This window comes from Rhizobacter sp. Root1238 (assembly GCF_001425825.1).
Classification (GTDB): Bacteria; Pseudomonadota; Gammaproteobacteria; order Burkholderiales; family Burkholderiaceae_C; genus Rhizobacter.
This window is the reverse complement of record NZ_LMDM01000017.1, coordinates 23,255-37,261: the sequence shown is the minus strand read 5'-3', so window position 1 is coordinate 37,261 and position 14,007 is coordinate 23,255. Positions and strand designations below refer to the sequence as shown.

Below are 14,007 nucleotides of genomic sequence, written 5' to 3'. Positions count from 1 at the left end.
GCAATCGGTATGCCCGACGGGCCTTCTCCCTGGCGGCCCCGAACGCTGCTCAACGACAACAGCTGCCCGACGCCCACAGCGCCTGGCTGCCCAGGTAGACCACCAGGTTGCCGTCGTTCTGCAGCGTCAGGTGCGCCCCCGGGTGGCCGGAGGTGTTGCTGGCCCAGAACGGCCGGTTGGCCGGGTCGTAGATCACCAGGTTGCCGTCGCCCTGCATCGCGATCTTGCCGACCACCTTGCCGGCGGTGCTGCTGGACCACAGCGGCTGGTTGCCCTGGTACAGCACCAGGTTGCCGTCGGACTGCATCCACAGCTGGAAGCGGCCGTCGCAGGAGTTCAGCGGCCGGTTGACCGGCAGCAGCGTGTTGGCAGGCAGCACGCCGCAGCCCGAGACCGGCGGCGGAGGTGGCGCAGGCGGCTCGGTCGCCGACCCCGGACCGGGCTTGGCCGGCATCGTCGCGGTGTTCGCCACCTGGCCGCTGTAGACGCGCGCCACTTCGTAGGCGAGCCGCAGGTACCAGTCGCTCGGCAGGTCGCGGCCGTCGGCGTCCAGCGTCAGCCAGTAGCCCTGGTCCGGCGCCGCGGCGCGCTTGCTCGCCACCTTGAAGATCGCCGTCGATTCGTTGACCTCGTCGAACATCGCGATCTTGACGGCCACCGCGCCGGCATCGCGCGCATTGAAGGCCTGGCGCCACAGGAAGCGGCCGCCGTCGCGCGGGATCTGGTTCTGCGGCGCGGTCTTCATCAGGTTGTGCCACGAGAAGCCGGGGAAGATCACCGGCAGGTACAGCTGCTTGTTCGCACGCGTCTGCGCCAGGTCCGGCTGCAGCACCAGCGCCTTCCAGTTGTCGGCACCGGCCGCATCGCCGAACGAGCCGACGGCCCACGGCTGCACGACGTCGAGCGACGCATACACCGCGGCCCAGCCCGGATCGGCCGAGCTCGAGCGCCCACCCACCTTCCAGCCGCCCGGCACGCCGCCCATCACCGTGACCTGCGCCTGCGTCTTGAACCAATCGACGATGCGCTGCCCGAGCGCCGGCCGGTTCACATGGTTGGCATCGCCGAAGCCCAGTCCCCACAGCGAGACGATCGGCTTGCCGCCCTGCTTCAGGTACGCCGGGCTGGCGGTCAGCTTCAGCTCGTTCGCCAGGTGCTGCCAGTCCTCCTGCAGCTTCGCCATCAGCGTGTCATCGCTGACGCTGGTGTAGTCCATGCTGAGGTCGTACTCGATCGCGAAAGTGCGGCCGTACCGTTCGGCCGCGTTGCGCAGGTTCTGCAGCACCACGTCCTTCTCGCTGCGCACCCACGGGATGTCGCTGACGAAACGCTGCAGCAGCGCGCCATCGATGCCGTAGCTGCGCATCCACTGGAAGTGCGTGTCGGCCGTCTCCTTCGGGTACGACGAGAACAGCCGGGCCGGCTGGCCCTGCACCGTCATGCCGGGCACCGCGCACAGCGAGGCCTGGGGCAGCCCGCCCAGATCGGGGTAGGCATCGATCGCCAGCGTGCCGGCCGACGGCGCGCCGTTCGACCAATGCGACCAGCCGTTGCCCGGGCTGCCGTCGCCCGGGCAGCGGAACCACGCCTGGTAGCCGACCAGGACCTTGCCGACCAGCGTCGACGAATCGACCGTCTGCGCCTGCGCCGACGTCATCAACGGAGCCGCCAGGACGACGGATGCGGCGACCGCGCGCCAGCGTTGGAGGATGTTCATGGGCGGCAGCGTAGCCGCTCGACGACCGGAAAGTGGAATCGTTTCCAGTCGAAACGTCTCTGACACTTCGGTCACCGGCTCAGGGCCGGTTGAAGAACTCCCACATCAGCGCGTTGGCCGACACCGCCTGCGACGGCGCCTCGCCCCGCGCCTTCCGGGCTCCCGGCCACGAATGGCCGCCGGTCTCGGTGACGCACAGCTCCAGCTGCGCGCCGCCGCCGCACGACGGCCAGGCCTCGCACCGGGCGCCCGGCACCGCCAGCACTTGCTGCGGCGTGCCGGTGCAGGCGTCGTGGCGCGCCCAGCGCGCCACCGTGTCCGGCACCGATGCGAACTCGCCGGTCGCCGCGCGCAGCCGCGTGTTGCTGCTGTAGCCGCCGTCGAACGGCACCATCGGGTCGTTGCGCGCGTGGATGTGCAGCACCCGCACCGGCCGCACCGGCGCGCACTGGCGCGTGTTGTCGGTGCCGGCCACCGCGGCGATCGCGCTGAACACGTCGCTTGCCTCGCAGGCGAGCCGGTAGGCCATCATCGCGCCGTTCGACATGCCGGTCGCGAAGATGCGGTGGCGGTCCACCGCCATCTGCTGCTGCAGGTTGGCGACCACCTGCCGGATGAAGCCGACATCGTCAACCTCGCGGTCGCGCGCGGTGCCGCAGCAGGTGCCGGCGTTCCAGGTCGCGAGCGTGCCGCGGCGCAACCGGCTGAAGCCGTTCGGGAACACCAGCACCACGCCTTCGCGTTCCGACAGGCCGATCAGCCCGTAGTTCGCGTCGTCGGCCTGGTGGTCCATGCTGCCGCCGCCGCCGTGCAGCGCGACGATCAGCGCCTGCGGCTTCGCGGCATCGAAGGTCTTCGGCACGTGCACGCGGTAGTGGCGGTCGAGCTCGCCGTGGCGGATCGTGTAGCGGTAGTCGCCCGCCGCGACGATGCGGGCCCGCGCATCGTCCTGCGCCAGGCACAGGCTGTTGCACAACGGCAGCACCAGGGCCGCGGCGAAGGCGCAAAGGCGGCGCATAGTTTCCCCTTCCGTCAACGACGGTCGCGCCGAGCTTACGACCCTGGCTCCGGCGCGGATCGCCGCATCTGCTACGTTTCATTTCGATTTCGTCACAGGAGAACGCCCATGTACAAGCTCTCGTCCTGCCTCGGCGCCGTCGCGCTGGTGGCCTGCGCCTCGCAACCGGCCGGCATCGCGGTGCCGGCCAACCTGGTGCCGGCCGGCGAGCACGTCGTCGAACGGCTGGCCGCCCGCGGCGTGCAGATCTACGAATGCCGCAACAAGGTCGGCGGCACCGGCACCGAATGGGTGTTCGTCGCGCCCGAAGCCGACCTGCTCGACACGCAGGGCGCGCCGGCCGGCCGGCACTATGCCGGCCCGCACTGGGAGGCGGCCGACGGCAGCCGCATCATCGGCACCGTGAAGTCGCGTGCCGATGCGCCGCTGGCCGGCGCGATCCCGTGGCTGCTGCTGTCGACGCGCTCGGTCGGCGGTCCGGGGCGGCTCGCGAAGATCACCAGCGTGCAGCGCGTCAACACCGCCGGCGGCGCAGTGCCGGCCGCGAGTTGCGATGCCGCCAGCCTGGGCCGCACCGAGCGGGTGCCGTACACCGCCGACTACATCCTGCTGGCGCCCTGAGGGTCGGCGAAGCCCGCGAAGCTCAGGCTGAATTCGGCACCGCCTGGCGCATTGGCGGCCGCCAGCGTCCAGCCGTGGGCCCGCGCGATCTCGCGGCAGATCGACAGCCCGAGCCCCGCGCCCTGGTGCGCGCTGCCGCTGCCGCGCCAGAAGCGCTCGAACAGCCGCGGCAGGTCGGCCGCCGGAATGCCCGGGCCGCGGTCGCGTACGCGCAAGCCCTGCGCGTCGACGGCGAGCGTCACGACCGCGCCGGGCGGCGAATGCAGGATCGCGTTCTCGGCCAGGTTCTTCACCAGGATGAACAAGGCACCGGCGTCGGCCTGCAGCCGCACCGCCGCGTCCGGCCGCTGCACCTGCAGCGCCACCGCATGGCGCCCGGCCAGCCGCTCCAGCTGCCCGGCCGCATCGGCCACGGTGCTGGCCACGTCGGTCGGCTCGAAGATGTAGTTCTGCGCCTCGCTGACCTCGGCCAGGTGCAACAGCTGGTGCACCTGGCGGCCCATGAAATCCAGGTCTCTCAGCAGCAGCTCGCGGCGCTCGCCGCCCGCGTCGTCGAGCTCGACCTCGGCGCGGATCAGCGCCAGCGGCGTCTTCAGCTCGTGCGCCGCCGCGGCGAGGAAATCCTGCTGCACGCGGTAGCCGGTTTCGAGCCGCTGCAGCGCCTGGTTGAAGGCGTCGATCAGCGGCGACAGCTCGCGCGGCAACCGCGTCCCGTCGAGCCGCGCCTTCAGGTTGTGCGGCCCGATGCGCGCCGCCGCCGCCGACGCGGCCCGCACCGGCTCCAGCAGGCGGCGCAGCGTCAGCAGCACCACGCCGGTGAAGACGCCGACCGCCAGCACCGCGGCGACGACGCCACCCTTCACGAAGATGCCGCCGCCAACCCGGCGCAGCACCGTTTCCAGCCGGTCGCTGCGGGCCACCTGGATCACGTAGTCCTGCCCGTCGTGGTGCACCGGCCGGTTCAGGATGTGCAGCGTGACTTCGCCGGTCGACGCGGCGCTGACCGTCTCGCCGCCGGACACCGGCTGCATCGCCAGCACCTGCGCGGCCGGCCCGTCCTCGCCCGACATCAGCACGCGCCCCAGGCCGTCGAGCACGCGGTAGCTGAAATCCTTCGGCAGGCCGTCGACCATCGCCTGGTGCTTCTCGCTCAGCACCAGGTACGCCGGGCGGCCCTGCGCATCGAAGCGCAGCCCGCGTTCGAGGTGCCGGGCGGTGTCTTCCAGCCCCTGGCGCGTCGCGTCGGCCGGGCCCTGCATCAGCAGCGCGGCCAGCACGGCACCGGCCATCAGCATCACCACCAGCAACCCGCCGCTGGCCGCCAGCAGCAGCTGGGCCGCGAGGCTACACGGAATCCGCAGCGCGAAGCGCATAGCCATGCCCCCTGACGTTGACGATCTCCAGCGCCGAGCCGATCGCCGGCAGCTTCTTGCGCAGCCGGTGCAGCGCGACGTCGAGCGCGTTCGGCGTCACTGCCTCGTCGACGCCCCAGGCCGCCCGCTCCATCGCGCTGCGCCGCACCGTCTGCCCGGCCGCGCGCACCAGGCTGAGCATGATCTGCAGTTCGGCCGGCGGCAAGGTCACCGATTCGCCAGCGCAGCTCATGCAGCCGGCCTCGGGCCGCAGTTGCAGGTCGCCGAACGCCGGCGACAGGCTCTGCAGCTGCGCCGGCCGGCGCATCAGCGCGCGCACGCGGGCCACCAGCTCTTCCATCGCGAACGGCTTGGCCAGGTAGTCGTCGGCGCCGGCCTCCAGCCCCGACACGCGATCGTGCAGCGCATCGCGCGCCGTCAGCATCAGGCAGGGCACGCGCTGCCCGGCCGCGCGCAGCCGGCGCACCAGGTCGAGCCCGTCGCCGTCGGGCAGGCCGCGGTCGACGATCACCGCGGCATAGTCGGCCTCGCCCAGCGCATGCCAGGCCGGCTCGATGCGCTCGAAGGCATCGACCTCGATGCCCGCGCCGGACAAGGCCTTGCCCACCAGCGCCGCCAGGCGGCTGTGGTCCTCGACCAGCACGACACGGTTCATCGACGACGGACCAGAAGTTCAGAAGCGGTAAAGGTAACCCAGGCGCACGGCCGGCAGCGTGCGGCGGTCGACCAGCGGGCTGTTCTTGATGCCCGAGCCGAGCGCGGTGGCGCTGACGTCGAGGAACGCGCCGTCGCGCTGCGAGAACCCGTAGAAGGTGCGCAGGCCGACCTCGGCATTGGTCGTGGCCTGTCCCTCGTAGGCCGGCCGGAAGCTGGTGGCTTCCTCGGGCCGCACGCCGTAGTAGTAGTCGACGTACTTCGCGTCGCGCCACACCGCGACGACGCGCGGCGTGAACATGAAGCGCCCGAAGCGGAAGTCGTGCTCCACCCCGAGGCGCGCCTCGGTGCCCTTGCTGTGCGACGACGCGTCGCCCGACACCTCGGCCGACAGCTTGGCGTAGTCGGTGCGCCACTGCACCGCGCCGCCCAGCCAGAAGCTCGGCTTGCGCTCTTCCATGCCGTTGAGGATCGGCGCATCGTCCGACTCGTAGCCGTCCCCCAGCGCATAGCGCGCGCGCACCGCGAACGACACCGGCCCGGCGCTCGGCAGCTTCAGGTCGGCGCCCAGGCCCAGCACGCGCACGTATTCGTTCTCGAAGCTGACCAGCGGCAGCACCCGGGTCTTGTTCTCGGCGCCCGCATACGCCGGCCGCTGCCAGCCGACGCCGATGCCCAGGCCCCAGCCCGAAGGCGGCGGTGCGGGCTGGTCCTCCCCCGGCTGCGGCTGCGCCATGACCAGCGGGGCGGCAGACAGGGCGAGCAGGGACAGGGCGAGTGAACGAAGCAAGGTGGGTTTCAGCATGGTGAAGTGGATCCAATGAGGAAGCCGCGATGGTTCCGTCGGTCGACTTACCGGCGACTTACGCAGCGCCGGGTCGATACATCGTGTGACTACAATTCCGGCGCCTTCGGCCCGGATCCGAGCGCCTTTGCCTGCCCTTGCGACCCCGATGCCCACCCCGCTCCCCCTGCCGAACGATATCCCGCTGGTCGTCGACCTCGACGGAACGCTGATCAAGACCGACCTGCTGGTCGAGAGCGCGAATCGCCTGGTGACCCGGCAGCCGCTGCGCAGCCTGTCGATGCTCGGCTGGCTGCGGCACGGGCGCGCGGCGCTGAAGGCCGGGCTGGCGGATGCGGTCGAGCTCGACGCCGCCTCGCTGCCGTACCACGAGCCGCTGCTCGCCTGGCTGCGCGAACAGCATGCCGGCGGGCGGCGCATCGTGCTGGCGACCGCCAGCCACCAGGCGCTGGCCGAGCCGGTGGCGCGACACCTCGGCCTGTTCGAGGCGGTGCTCGCGAGCGATGGCGAACTCAACCTGAAAGCCGGACGCAAGCGCGATCTGCTGGTCGCCCGCTATGGCGACAAGGGCTTCGACTACATCGGCAACGACGCAGCCGACCTCGCCGTGTGGTCCGCGGCCCGCACGGCGCATGTCGTCAGCGACGCGGCCTCGCTGGTGAAGCGGGCGCGCGCCGTCGCCGAAGTCGGCACGGTCTGGCCCACCGACCAGCCCCCCGCTTGGCAGGCGCTGTGGCGCGCGCTGCGGCCGCACCAGTGGCTGAAGAACACGCTGATCTTCGTGCCGCTGCTCGCGTCGCACGGCTACGGCCATGCCGAGCTGCTGCTGCAGTCGATGCTCGCCTTCGTGGCCTTCGGGCTGGCCGCGTCGAGTGTCTACATCGGCAACGACCTGATCGACATCGCCGACGACCGCCACCACCCGCGCAAGCGCCGCCGGCCCTTCGCGGCCGGCGACGTGAGCCTGCTGCACGGCTGGTGCCTCGCGCCACTGCTGGCCGTCGCGGCCTTCACGCTGTCGGCCACGCTGCTCGCGCCGGCCTTCACCGCGACCCTCGCGATCTACCTCGGGCTGACGCTCGCCTACTCGCTGCGGCTCAAGCAGGTCGCACTGCTCGACGTGATGCTGCTGGCCGGCCTGTACACGCTGCGCATCATTGCCGGCACCGCCGCGCTGCAGTTGCCGCTGTCGTTCTGGCTGCTGAGCTTCTCGGTGTTCATCTTCTGCAGCCTGGCCTTCGTCAAGCGCTTCAGCGAACTCGCGGACGCCCGCCAGGACGGCCGCGAGGGCCCGCTGCGCGGCCGCGGCTACCACGCCAGCGACCTGGAGATCGTGTCGAGCTTCGGCAGCGCCACCGGCTACATCGCGGTGCTGGTGCTGGCGCTGTACATCCAGGACCCGCACACCGCCGAGTTGTACGCGTCGCCGAAGTTCATCTGGCTGGCTTGCCCGCTGCTGCTGTACTGGATCTCGCGCACCTGGCTGATCGCGCACCGCGGCCAGATGCACGACGACCCGATCGTCTTCGCGCTGACCGACCGCGTCAGCTGGGCGATCGGCGTGTGCCTGGCCGGCGTGTTCGCGCTGGCCACGCTGGTGCCATGAACGCCAGCGGCTGGGGGCGCTACCCGCGCATCGACGCCGAGCTGCGGTATCCGGCCAGCGCCGACGACTGCGCGCGGCTGCTGGCGGCACCGGGCGGCCTGATCGCGCGAGGCCTTGGCCGCAGCTACGGCGACAGCAGCCTCGCGGCGCAGATGCTGTGCACCCGCCACCTCGACACGCTGCAGTCGTTCGACGAGGCCACCGGCGAGCTGCAGTGCGCGGCCGGTACGCCGCTGGCCGACCTGCTGCGCGTGTTCGTGCCGCGCGGCTGGTTCCTGCCGGTCACGCCCGGCACGCGTTTCGTCACCGTGGGCGGCGCGATCGCGAGCGACGTGCATGGCAAGAACCACCACCTCGACGGCAGCTTCAGCCGCCACGTCACGCACGTCGACCTGTTGCTGGGCAACGGCGAACGGCTGCGCGCCTCGCCGGCGGAGCACGCCGAGCTGTTCGCGGCCACCTGCGGCGGCATGGGCCTGACCGGCGTGATCCTGTCGGCCGGCCTGCGCCTGAAACGCATCGCCGGCAGCGAGATCGTCGAGACGACCCTGAAGCTGCCCGATCTCGACGGCGTGCTCGCCGCGTTCGACGCGCATGCGCCATCGCCCTATTCCGTCGCCTGGATCGACTGCCTGGCGCGCGGCGCCGCGCTCGGGCGCTCGCTGCTGATGCTGGGCGAGCATGCCGGCGACGGGCCGCTGCAGGTGCAGCCGCACGCGCCGCGCCCGGTGCCGGTCGACCTGCCGTCGGCGCTGATGTCGCGGCTGGCCGGCCAGGCCTTCAACGAGCTTTACTACCAGCGCGTGCGCGGCCCGCGGCACACGCGCCGCGTCCCGCTCGAGCCCTATTTCTACCCGCTGGACGCGCTGGCCGACTGGAACCGGCTCTATGGCCGCCAGGGCTTCGTGCAGTACCAGTTCGTGCTGCCGCGCGAAGCCGGTGCACGCGGGCTGCGCGAGGTGCTGGAACGCATCGGCGGCGCCGGCGTCGGCGCCTTCCTGGCGGTGCTGAAGGCCTTCGGCCCGGGCAACGACCACCCGCTGTCGTTCCCGCGCGAAGGCTGGACGCTGGCGGTGGACTTCAAGGCCGAGCCGGCGGTGTTCGCGCTGCTCGATGCGCTCGACCGGGTCGTGCTCGACCACGGCGGCCGGCACTACCTGGCCAAGGACGCGCGGATGAGCGCGGCCACCTTCAGGGCCGGCTACCCGCGCTGGGAAGAATTCGAGGCCGTGCGCGAGCGCTGGCATGCCATCGGCAAGTTTGCGTCCGCACAGTCGCGGCGCCTGGGGTTGCAATGAAGCGAATCGTCATCGTCGGAGCCACCTCCGGCATCGCGCAGCACTGCGCACGCCTGTGGGCCGAGGCCGGCCCGGTGCACCTGACGCTGCTCGCGCGCGATGCCGCGCGCACCGAAACCGTCGCCGCCGACCTGCGGGTGCGCAGCCCCGCCTCGACGCTGCGGGTCGCGGTTTGCGATTTCCTGGAACCCTCGGCCATCGCGCGTGCGGTCGACGACGCGGTCGCCGACGGCGTGCCCGACATCGTGCTGATCGCGCACGGCTCGCTGCCCGACCAGGCCGGCTGCCAGTCCGACCTCGGCGCCAACCTGGAAGCGCTGCAGGTCAACGGCGTCTCGCCGGTGCTGTTCGCCGAGGCCTTCGTCGCGCCGATGCTGCGTGCCGGGCGCGGCACGGTCGCGCTGATCGGCTCGGTGGCCGGCGACCGCGGGCGCAAGTCGAACTACGTGTACGGCGCCGCCAAGGGGCTGGTGACGCGCTATGCGCAAGGCCTGCAGCACCGGCTGGCGGCCACCGCGGTGCGCGTGGTGCTGGTCAAGCCCGGGCCGACCGACACGCCGATGACCGCGGCCCTGCGCGCGAAGGGTGCGAAGCTCGCCGATCCGCGCGCGGTGGCAGCGCGCATCCTGCGCGGCATCGACGCCGGCTCGCCGGTGGTGTACGCGCCGGGCAAGTGGGCGCTGATCATGATGGTGATCCGCCACCTGCCGCGTGCGGTGTTCAACCGGATGGACATCTGATGGACTGGCGGCCGCACGACGCACAGGCCCTGCGGCGCACGCTGCCGTGGCTCGGGCTCGCGCTGCTGGCGGTGCTGGCCGTCGACGCCTATGTGCCGCTGTCGCCGTTCATGCCGCGCAACGACGTGGACGGCTCCTGGATCCTCGCGTTGAACCAGGCGGTCGCGCGCGGGCTGGTATTCGGCCGCGACATCGTGTTCACCTTCGGCCCGTATGCCAGCGTGTTCACCCACACCTACACCCCCGCGACAGCAGCGCGCATGTTCGCGGGCTCGGCGCTGCTCGCGGCGGTGTTCGTGGCCTGCCTGGCGGTGCTGCTGCGCCGGCCCGCGGGCCGCTGGCCGGCCATCGTCTGCCTCGCGTTCTTCCTGTTGCTCGGCGGAACCGACAGCCTGCTGCTGGCGCTGCCGCTGCTGGTGACGCTGACCGTGCTGTCGTGGCTGCACGGCGAGCGCCCGCCCCGCTGGGCGTTGCCGGTGCTGGTGCTGGCCTGGATCTCGTTCGGGTTGCTGCCGCTGGTGAAGGGCACGTTGGCGCTGCTGTGCGCCGTCGCCGCACTGCTCTCGGCCGCCGCGTTGCTGCAGGCCCGCCGCATCGGCCTGGCTGCGCTCAACCTGGCCTGCCCGCTGGCCGCCCTCGCTGCGTTCTGGTGCGCGGCCGGCCAGGCGCTGCCCGACCTGCCGGGCTACCTGCTGAGCCTGCGCGAGATCGTCTCCGGCTACAGCGAGGGCATGGCGGTGAACGGCCCGTCGCGCGAGCTGTGGCTCTTCGGCGTGCCGGCGCTGCTGCTGCTGGCCGCCCTGGCATCGCAAGGCTCGCTGCCGCGAGGTCTGCGGCTCGGCGCACTGGCCATCACGGCGGTGTTCCTGTTCCTGTCGTTCAAGGCGGGCTTCGTGCGGCACGACGTGCACGCACAGATCGCGCTGGCCAACCTGGTGGCTGCGCTCGGCCTGACCTGGCCGCTGCTGCCGCCGACGCAGTACCGCAGCCGCTGGCTGCTGGTCGCGCTGGCGAGCACCGCGCTGCTGTGCGGCGTCAACGCCGCCCGCCGCGCGACCGACGGGCGAACCGCCGTCGGCGGCGCCACCTCGAACCCGCTGGCGCTGCGCACCGCCGGATTCGATGCGTCGGACTGGTCGCGGCGCTACGCCACGCGGCTGCGCCAAGGCGCCACGCACTGCGGACTCGACGGTGTCGCGCCGGTCGACACCGACGTGTACTCGTTCGACCACTTCTGCCTGCTGGCGCAGGGCCTGCCGTGGAAACCGCGCCCGGTGCTGCAGAGCTACTCGGCCTACACGCCGGCGCTCGCGCGCCTGAACGAGGCCCACCTGCGCGGCCCGTCGGCGCCGCGCCAGCTGCTGTACCGGCTGCAGACCATCGACGAGCGGCTGCCCGCGATGGACGACGGGCTGAGCCTGCCGGCGCTGCTCGACAACTACGAACCGGCGCAGCCGCTGTCGACCTGGCTGGTGCTGAAGGCCCGGCCGCAGCGGCAGGCGGCCAGCCGCTACGACGCGCCGGTGACGCTCGCGGCGCGGCTGGGCGAGCCGGTCGCGGTGCCGGACGCCCTGCCGCTGTTCACCGAGATCGTCGTGCGCCCGACCTGGGCAGGCCGGCTGCGCGCGCTGCTGTACAAGCCGCCGCCGCTGTCGATGCGGGTGACGCTGGCCGACGGCACGCAGGCCACCTACCGCGTGAACGCCGGCATGATGGAGACCGGCTTCGTGCTGTCGCCGCTGCTGGCCACCACCGCCGACGTCGCCGCGCTGTTCGACGGCCGCATCGACGCACGCCGCGGCGTGCGCGAACTGCGCATCGATTCGGCCAGTCCGCTGCCGTTCTGGCAGGCCGAGATGGCCGTCAGCTTCCGGCGCCTGCACACGCCTGCCCCATCCGCCCTTCCTTCCAGGTAGCCCCCATGCCGAACAAGATCATCCTTCCCGGCGGCGCCGGCCTCGTCGGCCAGAACCTGCTGCCGCGCCTGAAGGCCGCCGGCTACACCGAGATCGTCGTGCTGGACAAGCACGCGGCCAACCTCGCAATCCTGGGCCGCATCCACCCCGACGTGACCACCGAATGCGTCGACCTGGCCGATCCGGGCCACTGGCAGCGCCACTTCGAGGACGCCACCGCGGTCGTGATGCTGCAGGCGCAGATCGGCGGGACGGTGCTGCGCGATTTCGTGCGCAACAACGTCGATGCGACCCGCAACGTGCTGGAGGCGATGAACGTCCATCGCGTGCCGCGGCTGGTGCATGTCAGCTCGTCGGTGGTGGAGTCGGTCGCGAACGATTTCTACACCGAGACGAAGAAGCAGCAGGAAGCGCTGGTGCTGCGCAACGGCATCGACTGCCCGGTGCTGCGCCCGACGCTGATGTTCGGCTGGTTCGACCGCAAGCACCTCGGCTGGTTGTCGCGCTTCATGGCGCGCGTGCCGGTGTTTCCGATCCCGGGCAACGGCCGCTACATGCGGCAGCCGCTGTATGCCGGCGACTTCTGCAAGGTCATCGTCGCCTGCATCGAAGGGCGCGTGACCCGCGGCGTGCACAACATCTCCGGGCGCGAGAAGATCGACTACATCGACATCATCCGCGAGATCAAGCGGGCCACGCGCGCGCGTACGCTGATCGTCAAGGTGCCGTATGCGCTGTTCCACGCCGCGCTGTGGACCTGGGGCCGGTTCGACCCGAACCCGCCGTTCACCACGCAGCAGCTGCGCGCGCTGGTCGCGAAAGACGAGTTCGAACTGACCGACTGGCCTGCGCTGTTCGGCGTCACCGCCACCCCGTTCGCCGACGCGATCGCCGAGACCTTCAACGACCCCACCTACGGCCACGTGGTGCTGGACTTCTGAGGCCGTTTCCATGACGCAACGCATTGCCGTGCTCGGTGCCGGGCCGATGGGCCTGGCGGTCGCCTACCAGCTGGCGCGCGACGGCCACCGGCCGGTGGTCTTCGAGGCCGACGACCGGCTGGGCGGCATGGCCGCCTGCTTCGATTTCGACGGGCTGCGCATCGAGCGCTACTACCACTTCCACTGCACCTCGGATGCCGCCTTCCTGCAGGTGCTCGACGAGCTGAAGCTGGCCGACCGCATGCGCTGGGTCGAGACCCGCATGAGCTACTGGTACCAGGGGCGGCTGCAACCCTGGGGCAACCCGCTCGCACTGCTGCGCTTCGACGGGCTCGGCCTGCTCTCGAAGCTGCGCTGCGCGCTGCATGCCTTCGTGTCGGTGAAGCGGCGCAACTGGCGGCCGCTCGACGGCGTCGAGGCGACCGGCTGGATCCGCCGCTGGGTCGGCGACAAGGCCTACGAAGTGCTGTGGCGGCGGCTGTTCGAGCACAAGTTCCACGGCTACGCCGGCAACCTGTCGGCCGCATGGATCTGGAGCCGCATCCGGCGCATCGGCAACTCGCGCACCAGCCTGATGCGCGAGAAACTCGGCTACCTCGACGGCGGGTCCGACACGCTGCTCGACGCGATGCGCGACGACATCGTCGCGCACGGCGGCGAGGTGCGGCTGAAGTCGCCGGTGCAGGAGGTGGTGATCGAAGGCGCCGAGAACGGCCGTGTCGCCGGCGTGCGCGTCGCCGGCGAACTGCTGCGCTTCGACCAGGTGATCAGCACCGTGCCGCTGCCCTTCGTGTCGCGGCTGATCCCGGCGCTGCCGGCGCCGTTGCGCGCGCAGTTCGATGCACTGAAGAACATCGCGGTGGTCTGCGTCATCGCCAAGCTCGCGAAGCCCCTGACCGGCAACTTCTGGCTCAACGTCAACGACCCGCGGATGGACATCCCCGGCCTCGTCGAATACACCAACCTGCGGCCGCTCGGCGCGCAGCATGTGGTCTACGTGCCGTTCTACGTGCCCGGCGAAGACCCGCTGTACGCCGAGCCGGACGAGGCCTTCCTCGCGAAGGTGAAGAGCTGCCTGCAGACCATCAACCCGGCGCTGCGCGACGAGGACTTCATCGCGATGCACGCCAGCCGCTACCGGCATGCCCAGCCGATCTGCGAGCCGCGCTTCCTCGAGCGGCTGCCGCCGGCGAAGACGCCGGTGCACGGCCTGTGGGTGGCCGACACCTCCCACTACTACCCGGAAGACCGTGGCATCTCCGAGAGCATCGGCTTCGGCCGCCGCATGGCGCGCGACGCGGTGTCGTGACCGCGGCGG

At 71.4% G+C, this 14,007-nt stretch carries 12 protein-coding genes; 7 read left to right on the top strand and 5 right to left on the bottom strand.

From position 1 onward, the window contains the following. Nucleotides 1–49: 49 nt before the first annotated feature. Both ASC98_RS14635 and ASC98_RS14630 read right to left on the bottom strand, forming a co-directional pair. A complete protein-coding gene (locus ASC98_RS14635; protein ID WP_056807242.1) occupies nt 50–1,717 on the bottom strand; it encodes a hypothetical protein in 1,668 nt (555 codons plus the stop codon). A 79-nt stretch (nt 1,718–1,796) separates the two neighbouring features. Further along, a complete protein-coding gene (locus ASC98_RS14630) occupies nt 1,797–2,735 on the bottom strand; it encodes a PHB depolymerase family esterase (protein WP_056807240.1) in 939 nt (312 codons plus the stop codon). 108 nt (nt 2,736–2,843) lie between these two features. Between ASC98_RS14630 and ASC98_RS14625 the strand changes: the two genes are divergently transcribed. After that, nucleotides 2,844–3,356, top strand: a complete 513-nt coding sequence (locus ASC98_RS14625) for a DUF3455 domain-containing protein (RefSeq protein WP_056807237.1) — start codon at nt 2,844–2,846, stop codon at nt 3,354–3,356. Here ASC98_RS14625 and ASC98_RS14620 read toward each other — a convergent pair. Genes ASC98_RS14620 through ASC98_RS14610 form a run of 3 tightly spaced genes read right to left on the bottom strand, consistent with a single transcriptional unit; the run spans nt 3,335 to nt 6,188 of the window. Then, nucleotides 3,335–4,735, bottom strand: coding sequence for an ATP-binding protein (locus tag ASC98_RS14620; protein ID WP_157598050.1), 1,401 nt, complete (start codon nt 4,733–4,735; stop codon nt 3,335–3,337). The genes ASC98_RS14625 and ASC98_RS14620 overlap by 22 nt on opposite strands. Next, entirely contained in the window at nt 4,701–5,384 is a 684-nt protein-coding gene (locus ASC98_RS14615; protein WP_056807231.1) for a response regulator transcription factor, read from the bottom strand. The genes ASC98_RS14620 and ASC98_RS14615 overlap by 35 nt, the downstream gene beginning before the upstream one ends. Before the next feature lie 18 nt (nt 5,385–5,402). Beyond that, nucleotides 5,403–6,188, bottom strand: a complete 786-nt coding sequence (locus ASC98_RS14610) for a MipA/OmpV family protein (protein ID WP_056807228.1) — start codon at nt 6,186–6,188, stop codon at nt 5,403–5,405. 148 nt (nt 6,189–6,336) lie between these two features. On the opposite strand from ASC98_RS14610, the gene ASC98_RS14605 reads away from it, so the two are divergent. Genes ASC98_RS14605 through ASC98_RS14580 form a run of 6 tightly spaced genes read left to right on the top strand, consistent with a single transcriptional unit; the run spans nt 6,337 to nt 13,998 of the window. Further along, nucleotides 6,337–7,794: a UbiA family prenyltransferase gene (locus tag ASC98_RS14605; protein WP_056807227.1), complete on the top strand. Its 1,458-nt coding sequence runs from the start codon at nt 6,337–6,339 to the stop codon at nt 7,792–7,794. Further along, nucleotides 7,791–9,092, top strand: a complete 1,302-nt coding sequence (locus ASC98_RS14600) for an FAD-binding oxidoreductase (protein WP_056807223.1) — start codon at nt 7,791–7,793, stop codon at nt 9,090–9,092. The genes ASC98_RS14605 and ASC98_RS14600 overlap by 4 nt, the downstream gene beginning before the upstream one ends. Beyond that, the gene (locus ASC98_RS14595; RefSeq protein ID WP_056807219.1) at nt 9,089–9,832 is read left to right on the top strand and encodes an SDR family NAD(P)-dependent oxidoreductase; all 744 of its coding nucleotides are present in this window, start codon (nt 9,089–9,091) and stop codon (nt 9,830–9,832) included. The genes ASC98_RS14600 and ASC98_RS14595 overlap by 4 nt, the downstream gene beginning before the upstream one ends. Beyond that, nucleotides 9,832–11,748 carry a hypothetical protein gene (locus tag ASC98_RS14590; RefSeq protein ID WP_056807217.1) on the top strand — a complete coding sequence of 639 codons (1,917 nt, stop codon included), beginning with the start codon at nt 9,832–9,834 and terminating at the stop codon, nt 11,746–11,748. The genes ASC98_RS14595 and ASC98_RS14590 overlap by 1 nt, the downstream gene beginning before the upstream one ends. 5 nt (nt 11,749–11,753) lie before the next feature. Continuing rightward, on the top strand, nt 11,754–12,689 hold the full coding sequence (locus tag ASC98_RS14585; protein ID WP_056807213.1) for an NAD(P)-dependent oxidoreductase: 936 nt from the start codon (nt 11,754–11,756) through the stop codon (nt 12,687–12,689). 10 nt (nt 12,690–12,699) lie between these two features. Beyond that, nucleotides 12,700–13,998 (top strand): NAD(P)/FAD-dependent oxidoreductase, encoded by a 1,299-nt coding sequence (locus ASC98_RS14580; protein ID WP_056820079.1) that lies wholly within the window; start codon nt 12,700–12,702, stop codon nt 13,996–13,998. Nucleotides 13,999–14,007: the final 9 nt, after the last annotated feature.